This is a genomic window from Streptomyces sp. NPDC020917, from assembly GCF_044333795.1.
Taxonomy (GTDB): domain Bacteria; phylum Actinomycetota; class Actinomycetes; order Streptomycetales; family Streptomycetaceae; genus Actinacidiphila.
Genome location: NZ_JBIRRR010000015.1, coordinates 14,366 through 29,429, shown reverse-complemented (window position 1 = coordinate 29,429; position 15,064 = coordinate 14,366). Strand labels below are relative to the sequence as shown.

Annotated in this window: 27 protein-coding genes; all 27 read left to right on the top strand. The window is 67.3% G+C overall.

What is annotated here, in order from left to right; all coding sequences use genetic code 11:
- The first annotated feature begins 41 nt into the window (after positions 1-41).
- Positions 42-878: a 50S ribosomal protein L2 gene (gene rplB / locus ACH4TG_RS27550; protein WP_093713210.1), complete on the top strand. Its 837-nt coding sequence runs from the start codon at positions 42-44 to the stop codon at positions 876-878.
- A 12-nt stretch (positions 879-890) separates the two neighbouring features.
- Positions 891-1,172, top strand: a complete 282-nt coding sequence (gene rpsS / locus ACH4TG_RS27545; RefSeq protein WP_014054167.1) for a 30S ribosomal protein S19 — start codon at positions 891-893, stop codon at positions 1,170-1,172.
- Positions 1,173-1,230: 58 nt separating this feature from the next.
- Positions 1,231-1,578 (top strand): 50S ribosomal protein L22, encoded by a 348-nt coding sequence (rplV, locus tag ACH4TG_RS27540; RefSeq protein WP_398245222.1) that lies wholly within the window; start codon positions 1,231-1,233, stop codon positions 1,576-1,578.
- On the top strand, positions 1,578-2,408 hold the full coding sequence (gene rpsC, locus ACH4TG_RS27535; RefSeq protein ID WP_398245221.1) for a 30S ribosomal protein S3: 831 nt from the start codon (positions 1,578-1,580) through the stop codon (positions 2,406-2,408). The genes rplV and rpsC overlap by 1 nt, the downstream gene beginning before the upstream one ends.
- Before the next feature lie 7 nt (positions 2,409-2,415).
- Positions 2,416-2,835 carry a 50S ribosomal protein L16 gene (rplP, locus tag ACH4TG_RS27530; protein ID WP_398245220.1) on the top strand — a complete coding sequence of 140 codons (420 nt, stop codon included), beginning with the start codon at positions 2,416-2,418 and terminating at the stop codon, positions 2,833-2,835.
- Positions 2,835-3,059: a 50S ribosomal protein L29 gene (gene rpmC, locus ACH4TG_RS27525; protein ID WP_222962199.1), complete on the top strand. Its 225-nt coding sequence runs from the start codon at positions 2,835-2,837 to the stop codon at positions 3,057-3,059. The genes rplP and rpmC overlap by 1 nt, the downstream gene beginning before the upstream one ends.
- Positions 3,059-3,343 (top strand): 30S ribosomal protein S17, encoded by a 285-nt coding sequence (gene rpsQ, locus ACH4TG_RS27520; RefSeq protein WP_069462149.1) that lies wholly within the window; start codon positions 3,059-3,061, stop codon positions 3,341-3,343. Before rpmC ends, rpsQ begins: the two co-directional genes overlap by 1 nt.
- 110 nt (positions 3,344-3,453) lie before the next feature.
- The gene (rplN, locus tag ACH4TG_RS27515) at positions 3,454-3,822 is read left to right on the top strand and encodes a 50S ribosomal protein L14 (RefSeq protein WP_037912379.1); all 369 of its coding nucleotides are present in this window, start codon (positions 3,454-3,456) and stop codon (positions 3,820-3,822) included.
- Positions 3,823-3,825: 3 nt separating this feature from the next.
- Positions 3,826-4,149: a 50S ribosomal protein L24 gene (gene rplX, locus ACH4TG_RS27510; RefSeq protein WP_398245219.1), complete on the top strand. Its 324-nt coding sequence runs from the start codon at positions 3,826-3,828 to the stop codon at positions 4,147-4,149.
- Positions 4,149-4,721: a 50S ribosomal protein L5 gene (gene rplE, locus ACH4TG_RS27505; RefSeq protein WP_398245218.1), complete on the top strand. Its 573-nt coding sequence runs from the start codon at positions 4,149-4,151 to the stop codon at positions 4,719-4,721. Before rplX ends, rplE begins: the two co-directional genes overlap by 1 nt.
- Before the next feature lie 2 nt (positions 4,722-4,723).
- Positions 4,724-4,909: a type Z 30S ribosomal protein S14 gene (locus tag ACH4TG_RS27500; protein ID WP_030890724.1), complete on the top strand. Its 186-nt coding sequence runs from the start codon at positions 4,724-4,726 to the stop codon at positions 4,907-4,909.
- A 208-nt stretch (positions 4,910-5,117) separates the two neighbouring features.
- Positions 5,118-5,516, top strand: a complete 399-nt coding sequence (gene rpsH / locus ACH4TG_RS27495) for a 30S ribosomal protein S8 (RefSeq protein WP_398245217.1) — start codon at positions 5,118-5,120, stop codon at positions 5,514-5,516.
- Between the two features lie 21 nt (positions 5,517-5,537).
- Entirely contained in the window at positions 5,538-6,077 is a 540-nt protein-coding gene (gene rplF, locus ACH4TG_RS27490) for a 50S ribosomal protein L6 (RefSeq protein WP_398245216.1), read from the top strand.
- A gap of 2 nt (positions 6,078-6,079) precedes the next feature.
- Complete coding sequence (gene rplR, locus ACH4TG_RS27485) at positions 6,080-6,463, top strand: 50S ribosomal protein L18 (protein ID WP_398245215.1); 384 nt, start codon at positions 6,080-6,082, stop codon at positions 6,461-6,463.
- 40 nt (positions 6,464-6,503) lie between these two features.
- Entirely contained in the window at positions 6,504-7,109 is a 606-nt protein-coding gene (gene rpsE, locus ACH4TG_RS27480; protein WP_093713222.1) for a 30S ribosomal protein S5, read from the top strand.
- Positions 7,109-7,291 (top strand): 50S ribosomal protein L30, encoded by a 183-nt coding sequence (rpmD, locus tag ACH4TG_RS27475; protein ID WP_037912396.1) that lies wholly within the window; start codon positions 7,109-7,111, stop codon positions 7,289-7,291. The genes rpsE and rpmD overlap by 1 nt, the downstream gene beginning before the upstream one ends.
- A gap of 2 nt (positions 7,292-7,293) precedes the next feature.
- A complete protein-coding gene (gene rplO, locus ACH4TG_RS27470; protein ID WP_069462142.1) occupies positions 7,294-7,746 on the top strand; it encodes a 50S ribosomal protein L15 in 453 nt (150 codons plus the stop codon).
- 223 nt (positions 7,747-7,969) lie between these two features.
- Positions 7,970-9,286: a preprotein translocase subunit SecY gene (gene secY, locus ACH4TG_RS27465; RefSeq protein WP_398245214.1), complete on the top strand. Its 1,317-nt coding sequence runs from the start codon at positions 7,970-7,972 to the stop codon at positions 9,284-9,286.
- A complete protein-coding gene (locus ACH4TG_RS27460; RefSeq protein WP_398245213.1) occupies positions 9,286-9,939 on the top strand; it encodes an adenylate kinase in 654 nt (217 codons plus the stop codon). The genes secY and ACH4TG_RS27460 overlap by 1 nt, the downstream gene beginning before the upstream one ends.
- Before the next feature lie 164 nt (positions 9,940-10,103).
- On the top strand, positions 10,104-10,940 hold the full coding sequence (gene map / locus ACH4TG_RS27455; RefSeq protein ID WP_398245212.1) for a type I methionyl aminopeptidase: 837 nt from the start codon (positions 10,104-10,106) through the stop codon (positions 10,938-10,940).
- A 164-nt stretch (positions 10,941-11,104) separates the two neighbouring features.
- Positions 11,105-11,326 carry a translation initiation factor IF-1 gene (infA, locus tag ACH4TG_RS27450; protein WP_003956442.1) on the top strand — a complete coding sequence of 74 codons (222 nt, stop codon included), beginning with the start codon at positions 11,105-11,107 and terminating at the stop codon, positions 11,324-11,326.
- 28 nt (positions 11,327-11,354) lie between these two features.
- The gene (gene rpmJ / locus ACH4TG_RS27445) at positions 11,355-11,468 is read left to right on the top strand and encodes a 50S ribosomal protein L36 (RefSeq protein ID WP_003956441.1); all 114 of its coding nucleotides are present in this window, start codon (positions 11,355-11,357) and stop codon (positions 11,466-11,468) included.
- 177 nt (positions 11,469-11,645) lie between these two features.
- Positions 11,646-12,026 (top strand): 30S ribosomal protein S13, encoded by a 381-nt coding sequence (gene rpsM / locus ACH4TG_RS27440; protein ID WP_398245211.1) that lies wholly within the window; start codon positions 11,646-11,648, stop codon positions 12,024-12,026.
- A 70-nt stretch (positions 12,027-12,096) separates the two neighbouring features.
- Complete coding sequence (gene rpsK / locus ACH4TG_RS27435; RefSeq protein WP_037912406.1) at positions 12,097-12,501, top strand: 30S ribosomal protein S11; 405 nt, start codon at positions 12,097-12,099, stop codon at positions 12,499-12,501.
- Between the two features lie 26 nt (positions 12,502-12,527).
- A complete protein-coding gene (gene rpsD, locus ACH4TG_RS27430) occupies positions 12,528-13,154 on the top strand; it encodes a 30S ribosomal protein S4 (RefSeq protein WP_398245210.1) in 627 nt (208 codons plus the stop codon).
- Positions 13,155-13,285: 131 nt separating this feature from the next.
- Complete coding sequence (locus ACH4TG_RS27425) at positions 13,286-14,308, top strand: DNA-directed RNA polymerase subunit alpha (protein WP_033177813.1); 1,023 nt, start codon at positions 13,286-13,288, stop codon at positions 14,306-14,308.
- A 182-nt stretch (positions 14,309-14,490) separates the two neighbouring features.
- Positions 14,491-15,006 carry a 50S ribosomal protein L17 gene (gene rplQ / locus ACH4TG_RS27420; RefSeq protein ID WP_398245209.1) on the top strand — a complete coding sequence of 172 codons (516 nt, stop codon included), beginning with the start codon at positions 14,491-14,493 and terminating at the stop codon, positions 15,004-15,006.
- Positions 15,007-15,064: the final 58 nt, after the last annotated feature.

The window sequence follows — 15,064 nt, the reverse complement described above, 5'->3', positions numbered from 1 at the left end:
CCGGGTCGAGTCGAAGTCCGGAATATTCCGAGGACTGAGAAATGGGTATCCGCAAGTACAAGCCGACGACTCCGGGCCGTCGTGGCTCCAGCGTCGCCGACTTTGTCGAGATCACGCGGTCCACGCCGGAGAAGTCGCTGGTCCGCCCGCTGCACAGCAAGGGCGGCCGTAACAACGCCGGTCGTGTGACCGTCCGCCACCAGGGCGGTGGCCACAAGCGCGCCTACCGTGTCATCGACTTCCGTCGGCACGACAAGGACGGCGTGCCCGCCAAGGTCGCGCACATCGAGTACGACCCCAACCGCACCGCGCGCATCGCGCTGCTGCACTACGCCGACGGCGAGAAGCGCTACATCCTCGCCCCGGCCCGCCTGCAGCAGGGCGACCGGATCGAGAACGGCCCCAACGCCGACATCAAGCCGGGCAACAACCTGCCGCTGCGCAACATCCCGGTCGGTACCACGATCCACGCGATCGAGCTCCGGCCCGGCGGCGGCGCGAAGATCTCCCGCTCCGCGGGCGCTTCGGTCCAGCTGCTGGCGAAGGAGGGCACCATGGCCACCCTTCGCATGCCGTCCGGCGAGGTCCGGATGGTCGACGTCCGCTGCCGCGCCACCATCGGCGAGGTCGGCAACGCCGAGCAGTCCAACATCAACTGGGGCAAGGCCGGCCGCATGCGGTGGAAGGGCGTTCGCCCGACCGTCCGCGGTGTCGCCATGAACCCGGTGGACCACCCGCACGGTGGTGGTGAGGGCAAGACCTCCGGTGGTCGCCACCCGGTCTCCCCGTGGGGTCAGAAGGAGGGTCGTACTCGTTCTCCCAAGAAGGCGAGCAACAAGTACATCGTCCGCCGCCGCAAGACGAACAAGAAGCGCTAGGAGCGGGTGTAGATGCCGCGCAGTCTCAAGAAGGGGCCCTTCGTCGACGACCACCTGAGCAAGAAGGTGGATGTCCAGAACGAAGCCGGCACCAAGAACGTCATCAAGACCTGGTCCCGCCGCTCGATGATCGTCCCGGCCATGCTCGGCCACACGATCGCGGTGCACGACGGCCGTAAGCACGTCCCGGTGTTTGTCACTGAGTCGATGGTCGGCCACAAGCTCGGCGAGTTCGCGCCGACCCGCACCTTCCGCGGCCATGAGAAGGACGACCGCAAGTCGCGTCGTCGCTGATCGAAGCAGATCACGCGTGCCGACTTCGACGACACAGTCAGACACCGAAGGGACAACCATGGAAGCCAGGGCCCAGGCGCGGTACATCCGCGTCACGCCCATGAAGGCCCGCCGCGTGGTGGACCTCATCCGTGGCATGAACGCCACGGAGGCTCAGGCGGTCCTGCGTTTCACGCCGCAGGCCGCGAGCGAGCCGGTGGGCAAGGTGCTGGACAGCGCCATCGCCAACGCCGCGCACAACTACGACCACACGGACGCCGAGTCGCTCTACATCAGCGAGGCGTTCGTGGACGAGGGCCCGACCCTGAAGCGGTTCCGGCCGCGCGCCCAGGGCCGTGCCTACCGGATCCGCAAGCGGACCAGCCACATCACCGTGGTCGTCGCCAGCAAGGAAGGGACCCGGTAATGGGCCAGAAGGTTAACCCGTACGGGTTCCGGCTCGGTGTGACCACGGACTTCAAGTCCCGCTGGTACGCCGACAAGCTGTACAAGGACTACGTCAAGGAAGACGTCGCCATCCGCCGGATGATGACGCAGGGCATGGAGCGGGCCGGCATCTCCAAGGTGGAGATCGAGCGCACCCGCGACCGCGTCCGCGTCGACATCCACACCGCCCGGCCGGGCATCGTCATCGGCCGCCGCGGCGCGGAGGCCGACCGTATCCGCGGTGACCTGGAGAAGCTGACCGGCAAGCAGGTCCAGCTGAACATCCTCGAGGTGAAGAACCCGGAGATGGACGCCCAGCTGGTGGCCCAGGCCGTCGCCGAGCAGCTGTCCTCCCGCGTCTCCTTCCGCCGTGCCATGCGCAAGAGCATGCAGGGCACGCTGAAGGCCGGCGCCAAGGGCATCAAGATCCAGTGCGGTGGCCGTCTCGGCGGCGCCGAGATGTCCCGCTCGGAGTTCTACCGCGAGGGCCGGGTTCCCCTGCACACCCTGCGCGCCAACGTGGACTACGGCTTCTTCGAGGCCAAGACCACCTTCGGCCGCATCGGTGTGAAGGTGTGGATCTACAAGGGCGACGTCAAGAACATCGCCGAGGTCCGCGCCGACAACGCCGCCGCCCGCGCCGGCAACCGTCCGGCCCGTGGCGGGGGCAACGAGCGTCCGCAGCGTCGCGGTGGCGAGCGCGGTGGCCGTGGCCGTCGTCCTCAGACGGAAGCCGCCCAGGCCCCCAAGGCCGAGGCGTCCGCCCCCGTCGAGGCTCCGGCTGCGGAGACCCCCGGAACGGAAGGCTGAGTAACCCATGCTGATCCCCCGCAGGGTCAAGCACCGCAAGCAGCACCACCCGAAGCGCGACGGCATGGCCAAGGGCGGCACGGAGCTGGCGTTCGGTGAGTACGGCCTGCAGGCCGTCACCCCCGCCTACGTGACCAACCGGCAGATCGAGTCCGCTCGTATCTCCATCACCCGTCACATCAAGCGTGGCGGCAAGGTCTGGATCAACATCTACCCGGACCGCCCGCTCACGAAGAAGCCGGCCGAGACCCGCATGGGTTCCGGTAAGGGTTCGCCGGAGTGGTGGATCGCGAACGTCAAGCCCGGACGGGTGATGTTCGAGCTGTCTTTCCCGAACGAGAAGGTTGCTCGTGAGGCGCTGACCCGCGCCGCACACAAGCTTCCGATGAAGTGCCGCATCGTGCGGCGCGAGGCAGGTGAGTCGTGATGGCGGCCGGTACCACGGCGACCGAGCTGCGCCAGCTGGGCGACGAGGAGCTCGTCGGCAAGCTGCGTGAGGCCAAGGAGGAGCTGTTCAACCTCCGCTTCCAGGCGGCCACCGGACAGCTGGAGAACAACTCCCGGCTCAAGACCGTCCGCAAGGACATCGCCCGGATCTACACCCTGATGCGTGAGCGCGAGCTGGGCATCGAGACGGTGGAGAGCGCCTGATGAGCGAGAAGAATGTGACTGAGACGACCGAGCAGCGCGGCTTCCGCAAGACCCGCGAGGGCCTTGTGGTCAGCGACAAGATGGACAAGACCGTTGTGGTCGCCGTCGAGGACCGGGTGAAGCACGCCCTGTACGGCAAGGTCATCCGGCGCACCAACAAGCTCAAGGCGCACGACGAGCAGAACGCCGCCGGCATCGGCGACCGCGTCCTCCTGATGGAGACCCGGCCGCTCTCGGCGACGAAGCGCTGGCGAGTCGTGGAGATCCTCGAGAAGGCCAAGTAAGGCCCAGTAATCCCTGAGCGGGTGTCCGCTCAGGACCGTTCCGTCAGGCTCGGCGGTGGGCGTGGCAACACGCCCCCGCCGGGAACCGACGCGACAAACAGGAGATAGACGTGATCCAGCAGGAGTCGCGACTTCGTGTCGCCGACAACACAGGTGCCAAGGAGATCCTTTGCATCCGTGTTCTCGGTGGCTCGGGTCGCCGCTACGCGGGCATCGGTGACGTCATCGTCGCCACCGTCAAGGACGCGATCCCCGGTGGCAACGTGAAGAAGGGCGAGGTCGTCAAGGCTGTCGTCGTGCGCACCGTCAAGGAGCGCCGCCGTGCCGACGGCTCGTACATCCGCTTCGACGAGAACGCGGCGGTCATCCTCAAGAACGACGGTGACCCGCGCGGCACCCGCATCTTCGGCCCCGTGGGCCGTGAGCTGCGCGAGAAGAGGTTCATGAAGATCGTCTCGCTCGCGCCGGAGGTGCTGTAACCGATGAAGATCAAGAAGGGCGACCTGGTCCAGGTCATCACGGGCAAGGACAAGGGCAAGCAGGGCAAGGTCATCGTGGCCTACCCCCGCGAGGACCGTGTCCTGGTCGAGGGTGTCAACCGGGTCAAGAAGCACACCAAGGCCGGCCAGTCCGACCGCGGTTCCAAGACCGGCGGCATCATCACCACCGAGGCGCCGATCCACATCAGCAACGTGCAGCTGGTCGTGGAGAAGGACGGCAAGAAGGTCGTGACCCGCGTCGGCTACCGCTTCGACGACGAGGGCAACAAGATCCGCGTTGCCAAGCGGACCGGTGAGGACATCTGATGACTGCCACCACTGTTACTGGTGCAGCGCACCCGCGTCTGAAGACGCGCTACCGCGAGGAGATCGCGGGCAAGCTGCGTGACGAGTTCAAGTACGAGAACGTCATGCAGGTCCCCGGTCTCACCAAGATCGTGGTCAACATGGGTGTGGGCGACGCCGCCCGCGACTCCAAGCTGATCGAGGGCGCCATCCGCGACCTCGCCACGATCACCGGCCAGAAGCCGCAGGTCACCAAGGCCCGTAAGTCCATCGCGCAGTTCAAGCTGCGTGAGGGCCAGCCGATCGGTGCCCACGTCACCCTCCGCGGTGACCGCATGTGGGAGTTCCTGGACCGTCTGCTGTCGCTGGCGCTGCCGCGCATCCGCGACTTCCGTGGTCTGTCCCCCAAGCAGTTCGACGGCCGGGGCAACTACACGTTCGGTCTCACGGAGCAGGTCATGTTCCACGAGATCGACCAGGACAAGATCGACCGGGTCCGGGGCATGGACATCACCGTGGTCACCACGGCGACCAACGACGACGAGGGTCGTGCCCTGCTTCGTCACCTCGGCTTCCCGTTCAAGGAGAACTGACCGTGGCGAAGAAGGCTCTGATCGCTAAGGCCGCTCGCAAGCCCAAGTTCGCTGTGCGCGCGTACAACCGCTGCCAGCGCTGTGGCCGGCCGCACTCCGTCTACCGCAAGTTCGGCCTGTGCCGTGTGTGCCTTCGTGAGATGGCTCACCGCGGCGAGCTGCCGGGCGTCACCAAGAGCTCCTGGTAATCCGAGTATTCGGATTCCCGGAGCTCTCGGTAAGCAGTTGGACGGCGGGAGCCCAGCCCCCTATCCCGTAAGGTAGAGGGGTTGGGCGCTCGCCGCCCGCATCGACTTACTACGCCGTAGGTCCACCGCACCGCACCCGTCCCCACATCGCTGGGGGAGAAGGACGGCGCACCAGGAAACCCCGGCGAGAGAGGCCCAGGGCCAACTCATGACCATGACCGACCCCATCGCAGACATGCTGACCCGTCTGCGGAACGCGAACTCGGCGTACCACGACGACGTGTCGATGCCGTTCAGCAAGATCAAGTCGCACATCGCGGAGATCCTCCAGCAGGAGGGCTACATCACCGGCTGGAAGGTCGAGGAGGCCGAGGTCGGCAAGAACCTCACCCTCGAGCTGAAGTTCGGCCCGAACCGCGAGCGCTCGATCGCCGGCATCAAGCGGATCAGCAAGCCGGGTCTGCGGGTCTACGCAAAGTCCACCAACCTGCCGAAGGTGCTCGGCGGCCTGGGCGTGGCGATCATCTCCACGTCGCACGGTCTGCTCACCGGCCAGCAGGCGCAGAAGAAGGGCGTGGGTGGGGAAGTCCTCGCCTACGTCTGGTAACCGGGAAAGAGAGGTAGAGCAATGTCGCGCATCGGCAAGCTGCCCATCTCGGTTCCCGCCGGAGTGGACGTCACCCTCGACGGCCGCACGGTCGCGGTGAAGGGCCCCAAGGGCTCGCTCACCCACACCGTCGCCGCGCCGATCGAGATCGCCAAGGGCGAGGACGGCACTCTGCTCGTCACGCGTCCCAACGACGAGCGTGTCTCGAAGGCCCTGCACGGCCTGTCCCGCACGCTGGTGGCGAACATGATCACCGGCGTGACCGCGGGCTACAGCAAGGCACTGGAGATCAGCGGTGTCGGCTACCGCGTCCAGGCGAAGGGCACCAGCCTGGAGTTCGCCCTGGGCTACAGCCACCCGATCCTCGTCGAGGCCCCTGAGGGGATCTCCTTCAAGGTCGAGTCCCCGACCAAGTTCACGGTCGAGGGCATCGACAAGCAGAAGGTCGGCGAGGTGGCCGCCAACATCCGCAAGCTGCGGAAGCCCGACCCGTACAAGGCCAAGGGCGTCAAGTACGCCGGCGAGGTCATCCGCCGCAAGGTCGGAAAGGCTGGTAAGTAGCCATGGCATACGGTGTGAAGATCGCCAAGGGCAAGGCGTACAAGGGTGCGGCGCTCAAGCGTCGGCACATCCGGGTCCGCAAGCGGATCTCCGGTACCCCCGAGCGCCCGCGCCTGGTGGTGACGCGGTCCAACCGCGGCATCACCGCGCAGGTGATCGACGACCTCGCGGGTCACACGCTCGCGTCGGCGTCGACCCTCGACGCGTCCATCCGCGGCGGCGAAGGCGACAAGAGCGCCAAGGCCAAGCAGGTCGGCCAGCTCGTGGCCGAGCGTGCGAAGGCCAAGGGCGTCGGCGCTGTCGTGTTCGACCGTGGCGGCAACCAGTACGCCGGGCGCATCGCCGCCCTGGCGGACGCCGCCCGCGAAGCCGGCCTGAAGTTCTGAACCGGCCCGTAGCTAGCGGAAACGAAGAGAGGTAATTCCCATGGCTGGACCCCAGCGCCGCGGAAGCGGTGCCGGTGGCGGCGAGCGACGGGACCGTAAGGACCGGCGGGACGGCGGCCAGCAGGCCGAGAAGACCGCCTACGTCGAGCGGGTCGTCGCGATCAACCGCGTCGCCAAAGTTGTGAAGGGTGGTCGTCGCTTCAGCTTCACCGCGCTGGTCGTGGTGGGCGATGGTGACGGCACCGTCGGTGTCGGCTACGGCAAGGCCAAGGAGGTGCCGGCCGCCATCGCCAAGGGTGTGGAGGAGGCCAAGAAGCACTTCTTCAAGGTCCCCCGTATCCAGGGCACCATCCCCCACCCGATCCAGGGCGAGAAGGCTGCGGGCGTCGTCCTGCTCAAGCCGGCTTCCCCCGGTACCGGTGTGATCGCCGGTGGCCCGGTGCGTGCCGTGCTGGAGTGCGCCGGTATCCACGACGTGCTGTCCAAGAGCCTCGGCTCGGACAACGCGATCAACATCGTGCACGCCACGGTGGCCGCTCTCCAGGGCCTTCAGCGGCCCGAGGAGATCGCCGCCCGCCGCGGTCTGCCGATCGAGGACGTCGCGCCGGCGGCCCTGCTGCGCGCGCGTGCCGGGGTGGGTGCCTGATGGCGCGCCTGAAGGTCACGCAGACCAAGTCCTACATCGGCAGCAAGCAGAACCACCGTGACACCCTGCGTTCGCTCGGCCTGAAGCGGCTGAACGACGTGGTGGTCAAGGAGGACCGCCCGGAGATCCGCGGCATGGTCCACACCGTCCGCCACCTCGTCACGGTCGAGGAGGTCGACTGATCATGGGTGACAACCCGATCAAGATCCACAACCTCCGTCCGGCTCCGGGCGCCAAGACCGCCAAGACCCGCGTGGGTCGTGGTGAGGCGTCCAAGGGCAAGACGGCCGGTCGTGGCACCAAGGGCACCAAGGCCCGCTACCAGGTTCCGGAGCGCTTCGAGGGTGGGCAGATGCCCCTCCACATGCGGCTCCCGAAGCTCAAGGGCTTCAAGAACCCGTTCCGCACCGAGTACCAGGTCGTCAACCTGGACAAGCTCGCCTCCCTCTACCCCGAGGGTGGTGAGGTCACCGTGGCCGACCTGGTCGCCAAGGGTGCCGTGCGCAAGAACCAGCTCGTCAAGGTGCTCGGCACCGGCGAGGTCTCCGTGGCGCTGCAGGTGACCGTGGACGCGGTCTCCGGCTCCGCCAAGGAGAAGATCGCCGCCGCAGGCGGCAGCGTGACCGAGCTCGTCTGAGGTCTCTGTCACACCTGACCGGGGATGCCCAGCACCGCAGGGCATCCCCGGTCTGCCGCTTTACCGGCGTGCTGTGCCCCAGCTGTGGGCGCTACCGCTGCTATTGCTGTCCGGCTGGTCATTCCTAGTCGGGGCGCCTCGCCGGTAAGGTGGCCAACGCTGCTCTTTCCCGATCCTCATCAGACCGTCCTTCCGCCGTGGCGCGGGGGGTGCAGGAGGCACCGTGCTCACCGCGTTCGCCCGGGCGTTCAGGACGCCCGACCTGCGCAAGAAGCTGCTCTTCACGCTGGGCATCGTGGTGGTCTACCGGCTCGGCGCGCATGTGCCGGTGCCCGGCATCGACTACACGGTGGTCAATGAGTGCATCAAGGACACGAAGGGCAACAACAGCCTCTTCGGCCTGGTGAACATGTTCAGCGGTGGCGCGCTGCTCCAGCTGACGATCTTCGCGCTCGGGATCATGCCGTACATCACGGCCAGCATCATCCTGCAGCTGCTCACCGTGGTCATCCCCCGTCTGGAAGCCCTCAAGAAGGAGGGCCAGGCCGGCACCACGAAGATCACCCAGTACACCCGCTACCTGACGGTGGCGCTCGCTGTCCTGCAGGGCACCGGCCTGGTGGCCACCGCCCGCTCCGGCAGCCTGTTCTCGAACTGCACCCAGGCCTCGCAGATCGTGCCCAACCAGTCGATCTTCACCACGGTCACCATGGTCACCTGCATGACCGCCGGTACCGTGATGATCATGTGGCTCGGTGAGCTGATCACCGACCGCGGCATCGGCAACGGCATGTCCCTGCTGATGTTCGTGGCCATCGCGGCCGGCTTCCCCGGCTCGCTGTGGGCGATCAAGGTGTCCGGCAAGATCGCCGGCGGCTGGGTCGAGTTCCTCGCGGTGATCGCGATCGGCCTGGCGATCGTCGGCCTCGTGGTCTTCGTCGAGCAGGCCCAGCGGCGCATCCCCGTGCAGTACGCGAAGCGCATGATCGGCCGGCGGTCCTACGGCGGTACGTCCACGTACATCCCGCTGAAGGTCAACCAGGCGGGTGTGATCCCGGTCATCTTCGCCTCGTCGCTGCTCTACATCCCGGCGCTCATCGTCCAGTTCTCCGGATCGACGGCCGGCTGGGCGCAGTGGATCAGCCGCAACATGACCAAGGGCGACCACCCGATCTACATGGCCGCCTACTTCCTGCTGATCGTCTTCTTCGCCTTCTTCTACGTCGCGATCTCCTTCAACCCCGAAGAAGTCTCGGACAATATGAAGAAGTATGGTGGGTTCATCCCGGGTATCCGGGCCGGCCGCCCCACCGCCGAATACCTGAGTTACGTGCTGAACCGCATCACGTGGCCTGGTGCGCTGTACCTGGGTCTCATCGCGCTCGTTCCGACGGTCGCCATCGCGATCTTCAACGGGAGCAACGGCAACTTCCCGCTGGGCGGCACCAGCATCCTCATCATCGTCGGTGTGGGTCTGGAGACCGTGAAGCAGATCGAGAGCCAGCTCCAGCAGCGCAACTACGAAGGGTTCCTCCGCTGATGCGAATCGTCCTGGTCGGGCCGCCCGGCGCAGGCAAGGGGACGCAGGCCGCGTTCCTCGCCAAGAACCTGTCCATCCCGCACATCTCCACGGGTGACCTGTTCCGCGCCAACATCAGCCAGGGCACCGACCTCGGCAAGCAGGCGAAGGCGTACATGGACGCGGGTGACCTCGTCCCCGACGAGGTCACCATCGGCATGGCCGAGGACCGGCTGAACCAGCCGGACGCCGCCAAGGGCTTCCTGCTCGACGGCTTCCCGCGCAACGAGTTCCAGGCGCGGGCGCTGGACGCCTACCTGGCCGCGCACGACATCGCCCTGGACGGCGTGCTGGACCTGGAGGTCCCCGAGGACGAGGTGGTCAAGCGGATCGCCGGCCGCCGGGTGTGCCGCAACAACAGCGCGCACGTCTTCCACGTCGACTACAGCGCCCCGGCCACCGAGGGCGTCTGCGACGAGTGCGGCGGCGAGCTGTACCAGCGCTCGGACGACACCCCGGACAAGGTGCGCAACCGCCTCGAGGTCTACCACCGCGAGACCGAGCCGATCATCGACTACTACAAGCAGCAGAACCTGGTGGTCACCATCTCCGCGCTCGGCGCGGTGGCCGAGGTGACGCAGCGGGCGATGGACGCCCTGCGCCGCGGGGAGTAGCAGCGGCGGCGGGGGCGGGCCGCCCGAGCACGCGGCCCGCAGGCATCGCAACACAGCACGGCACACGGCCGTGGTGCCCGGCAGGGCGCCACGGCCGTATGGTTGAACAGGCAGGCAACCCCGGTCCTCCGGGGCGGGCAGAGTCAAGGAAGGCGTCAGCCGCGATGGTGGAGATGAAGACCCCCGAGCAGATCGCGAAGATGCGGGCGGCCGGGCTGGTCGTCGCGGCGATCCACGAGGCGACCCGGGCGGCCGCGGTCCCCGGCGCCACGACCAAGGACCTGGACGAGATCGCCGCCAAGGTGATCGCCGACCACGGCGCCAAGCCCAACTTCCTCGGCTACGGCGGTTTCCCCGGCAACATCTGCACCTCGGTCAACGACGTGGTGGTGCACGGCATCCCCGACCGCGCCACGGTCCTCAAGGACGGCGACGTCATCGCCATCGACGCCGGCGCGATCGTCGACGGCTGGCACGGCGACGCGGCCTTCACCTGCTTCGTCGGCTCCGGCCACGCCCCCGAGCTGCTGGAGCTGAGCCGGGTCACCGAGGAGTCCATGTGGGCCGGCATCGCCGCGTTCCGCAAGGGCAACCGGCTGGAGGACATCTCCCGCGCCGTCGAGTCGTACATCCGCCGGCAGCCGCGGCCGGCGACCGGCAAGTACGGCATCGTCGAGGAGTACGGCGGCCACGGCATCGGCACCGAGATGCACATGGAGCCGCACCTGCTGAACTACGTCACCAAGAAGCGCGGCCGCGGGATCAAGCTGGTCCCCGGGGTGTGCCTGGCGATCGAGCCGATGGTGACCCTCGGCTCCCCGCACACCCACGTGCTGGAGGACGAGTGGACGGTGAAGTCCGACGACGGCTCGTGGTCCTCGCACTGGGAGCACTCGGTGGCGCTGACCGAGCAGGGTCCGCTGGTCCTCACCGCTCCGGACGGCGGCAAGGCCAAGCTGGCCGAGTACGGCATCACCGCGGCTCCCGACCCGCTGGCGTGACATCCCCCTTTCGAGTGGGGCACCGGGAGGCGTAGCGATCACGCTGCGTGGGCAGGCTTCCCGATTCGTGTTTCGGCGAAGCCTCGCGTAGACTCATACGTCGGCCCCGCGTGTCTTCCGGCATGTCCGGAGCCGACCCCGGTAGCCGATCCCGAAAGCAGGACATGGCCAAAAAGCAAGGCGCCATCGAAATCGAGGGCACCGTGATCGAGTCTCTGCCGAACGCGATGTTCAAGGTGGAGCTGCAGAACGGTCACAAGGTCCTCGCGCACATCAGCGGCAAGATGCGGATGCACTACATCCGGATCCTCCCGGATGACCGGGTCGTGGTGGAGCTGTCTCCCTACGACCTGACGCGCGGACGGATCGTCTACCGATACAAGTAGATCTCAAGACCCGGAGAACCTCAGACCCATGAAGGTCAAGCCGAGCGTCAAGAAGATCTGCGACAAGTGCAAGGTGATCCGCCGTCACGGCCGGGTCATGGTCATCTGCGACAACCTGCGCCACAAGCAGCGCCAGGGCTGACGCACACCGACCCGCACTCGCAGACTTCGCGCGACGCACATACGTACATACGCAGCACCCGTCGCCCCTCCAGGGCGATGGCACCCCCGGTGGAGGCCGGGGACCCGACTCGTACCTCATACGGCGACCGGGAGCCGGTGTTGCGGAAGACCTCCGAAACCATCAGGAGCCCAGAAGATGGCACGCCTTTCAGGCGTTGACCTCCCGCGTGAGAAGCGCGTGGAGATCGCCCTCACCTACGTCTTCGGCATCGGCCGCTCGCTCTCGAAGCAGGTGCTGGCGGAGACAGGTGTGAACCCTGACACCCGCGTGCGCGACCTTGCCGAGGAAGACCTCGTCAAGCTGCGCGAGTACGTGGACAACAACTTCAAGACCGAGGGTGACCTCCGTCGCGAGATCCAGGCCGACATCCGCCGCAAGGTCGAGATCGGCTGCTACCAGGGTCTGCGCCACCGCCGCGGCCTGCCGGTCCACGGCCAGCGCACGCACACCAACGCCCGCACCCGCAAGGGCCCGCGTCGCGCGATCGCCGGCAAGAAGAAGCCGGGCAAGAAGTAGTCCTCAGCGGACCACGCCATAAGCGGTCTTCGCTGTAGGACCGACCACCTCCACCGGGAGAAACCAGGACATGCCTCCTAAGGGCCGTCAGGGCGCAGCCAAGAAGGTGCGCCGCAAGGAAAAGAAGAACGTCGCTCACGGGCACGCCCACATCAAGAGCACGTTCAACAACACCATCGTCTCGATCACCGACCCGCAGGGCAACGTGATCTCCTGGGCCTCCGCCGGCCACGTCGGCTTCAAGGGCTCGCGCAAGTCCACTCCGTTCGCCGCGCAGATGGCCGCCGAGTCGGCCGCCCGCCGCGCGCAGGAGCACGGCATGCGCAAGGTCGACGTCTTCGTGAAGGGTCCCGGCTCCGGCCGTGAGACCGCGATCCGCTCGCTGCAGGCCACCGGCCTCGAGGTCGGGTCCATCCAGGACGTCACCCCGACCCCGCACAACGGCTGCCGCCCGCCGAAGCGCCGCCGCGTCTGACCAGCTGAAACAGGAGATACGAGACAATGGCGCGTTACACCGGGGCCGACTGCAAGCGTTGCCGTCGGGAAAAGCAGAAGCTCTTCCTCAAGGGAGCTAAGTGCGAGAGCGCGAAGTGCCCGATCGAGATCCGTCCTTACCCCCCGGGTGAGCACGGACGCGGGCGCACCAAGGACAGCGAGTACCTGCTTCAGCTGCGTGAGAAGCAGAAGTGCGCGCGGATCTACGGTGTCCTCGAGAAGCAGTTCGTGAACTACTACAAGGAAGCGAACCAGAAGTCCGGCAAGACCGGTGAGAACCTTCTGCGCATCCTCGAGTCCCGCCTCGACAACGTGGTCTACCGGGCCGGCTTCGCCAAGTCCCGCGACCACGCCCGTCAGCTGGTCCGTCACGGACACTTCACCGTCAACGGCCACAAGAACGACATCCCGTCGGCTCGTGTCGCCGTGAACGACATCGTCGAGGTCCGCGAGTCCTCCCGGAACATGGTCCCCTTCCAGGTGGCCCAGGGGGAGGCCGGCGACAAGACCGTGCCCGCGTGGCTCGAGGCCAACGCCGGCAAGCTGCGGATCCTCGTGCACAGCCTGCCCGAGCGCCAGGTGATCGACACCCAGGTGCAGGAGCAGCTGATCGTCGAGCTCTACTCGAAGTAATTCCTCGAGCGCTCACGGTCACGGGCGGCACGGTTTCCAGGCTCCTCCGGGAGTCCTGGGCCGTGTCGCCCGTACCCTCGTAGTACAGGGGGCGTCAAATAGCGGGCGCCCACGACTGAAGGACCGAACACATGCTGATTGCTCAGCGTCCCTCGTTGACCGAAGAGGTCGTCGACGAGTTCCGCTCCCGGTTCGTGATCGAGCCGCTGGAGCCGGGCTTCGGCTACACCCTCGGCAACTCGCTGCGTCGTACGCTCCTCTCCTCGATCCCGGGTGCGGCTGTCACCTCGATCCGGGTCGACGGGGTCCTGCACGAGTTCACCACCGTGCCGGGCGTCAAGGAGGACGTCACCGACGTCATCCTCAACATCAAGCAGCTGGTCGTCTCCTCGGAGCACGACGAGCCGGTCGTGATGTACCTGCGCAAGCAGGGCCCGGGTGTGGTCACCGCCGCCGACATCGCGCCGCCGGCCGGTGTCGAGGTGCACAACCCCGATCTGGTTCTGGCCACCCTGAACGCCAAGGGCAAGCTGGAGATGGAGCTGACCGTCGAGCGCGGTCGCGGCTACGTCTCCGCGGTGCAGAACAAGCAGCAGGGCCAGGAGATCGGCCGGATCCCGGTCGACTCCATCTACAGCCCGGTGCTCAAGGTCACCTACAAGGTCGAGGCGACCCGTGTCGAGCAGCGCACCGACTTCGACAAGCTGATCGTCGACGTCGAGACCAAGCAGGCCATGCGGCCGCGTGACGCCATGGCGTCGGCCGGCAAGACCCTGGTCGAGCTGTTCGGCCTGGCCCGCGAGCTGAACGTCGACGCCGAGGGCATCGACATGGGCCCGTCCCCCACGGACGCCGCCCTGGCCGCGGACCTCGCCCTGCCGATCGAGGAGCTGGAACTCACCGTCCGCTCCTACAACTGCCTCAAGCGCGAGGGCATCCACTCCGTGGGCGAGCTCGTCGCGCGGTCCGAGGCGGACCTGCTCGACATCCGCAACTTCGGTGCGAAGTCGATCGACGAGGTCAAGGCGAAGCTGGCCGGCATGGGCCTGGCCCTTAAGGACAGCCCGCCCGGATTCGACCCGACCGCCGCCGCCGACGCCTTCGGCGCCGACGACGACGTCGACGCCGGCTTCGTCGAGACCGAGCAGTACTGACCCGCCTCCGGCGCGGGGCCGGGACACTACCGGTCCCGCCACGGAGGTGCCCCGAAGGGGCGCCGTCCAGGGCGTGGGCCCTGGCAGTCCGGGGCGAGCCCGGAACCCCACGAGCTGGCAGCCGCCAGTTCGCACTGACATCGGTACCTGACACGGCCGGTGCAGCGTAGAAGGAGAAAGACATGCCTCAGCCCGCCAAGGGTGCCCGTCTGGGCGGCAGCGCCGCGCACGAGAAGCTGCTCCTCGCGAACCTCGCGAAGGCGCTCTTCGAGCACGGCCGCATCACCACGACCGAGGCCAAGGCGCGCCGGCTGCGCCCGGTCGCGGAGCGCCTGATCACCAAGGCGAAGAAGGGCGACATCCACAACCGTCGCCAGGTGCTGCAGCAGATCACGGACAAGAGCATCGTCCACACGCTCTTCACCGAGATCGCGCCGCGGTACGAGAACCGCCCCGGTGGTTACACCCGCATCACCAAGATCGGCCCCCGTCGCGGCGACAACGCGCCGATGGCCGTCATCGAGCTGGTCGAGGCGCTGACCGTGCAGCAGTCCGCGGTCGGCGAGGCCGAGGCCGCCACCAAGCGTTCCGCCAAGGACCGCGCCGGTGACGAGGCCCTGGCCGACGTCAAGAAGGACGCGGAGCCCGAGGACGCGGCCGTCGAGGACGCCGCGGACGAGGAGTCCAAGGACGCCTGAGCGTCCTGAAGGATCGGCGAGCGGGCCCGTACCCCTGGGGGTGCGGGCCCGCTCGTAT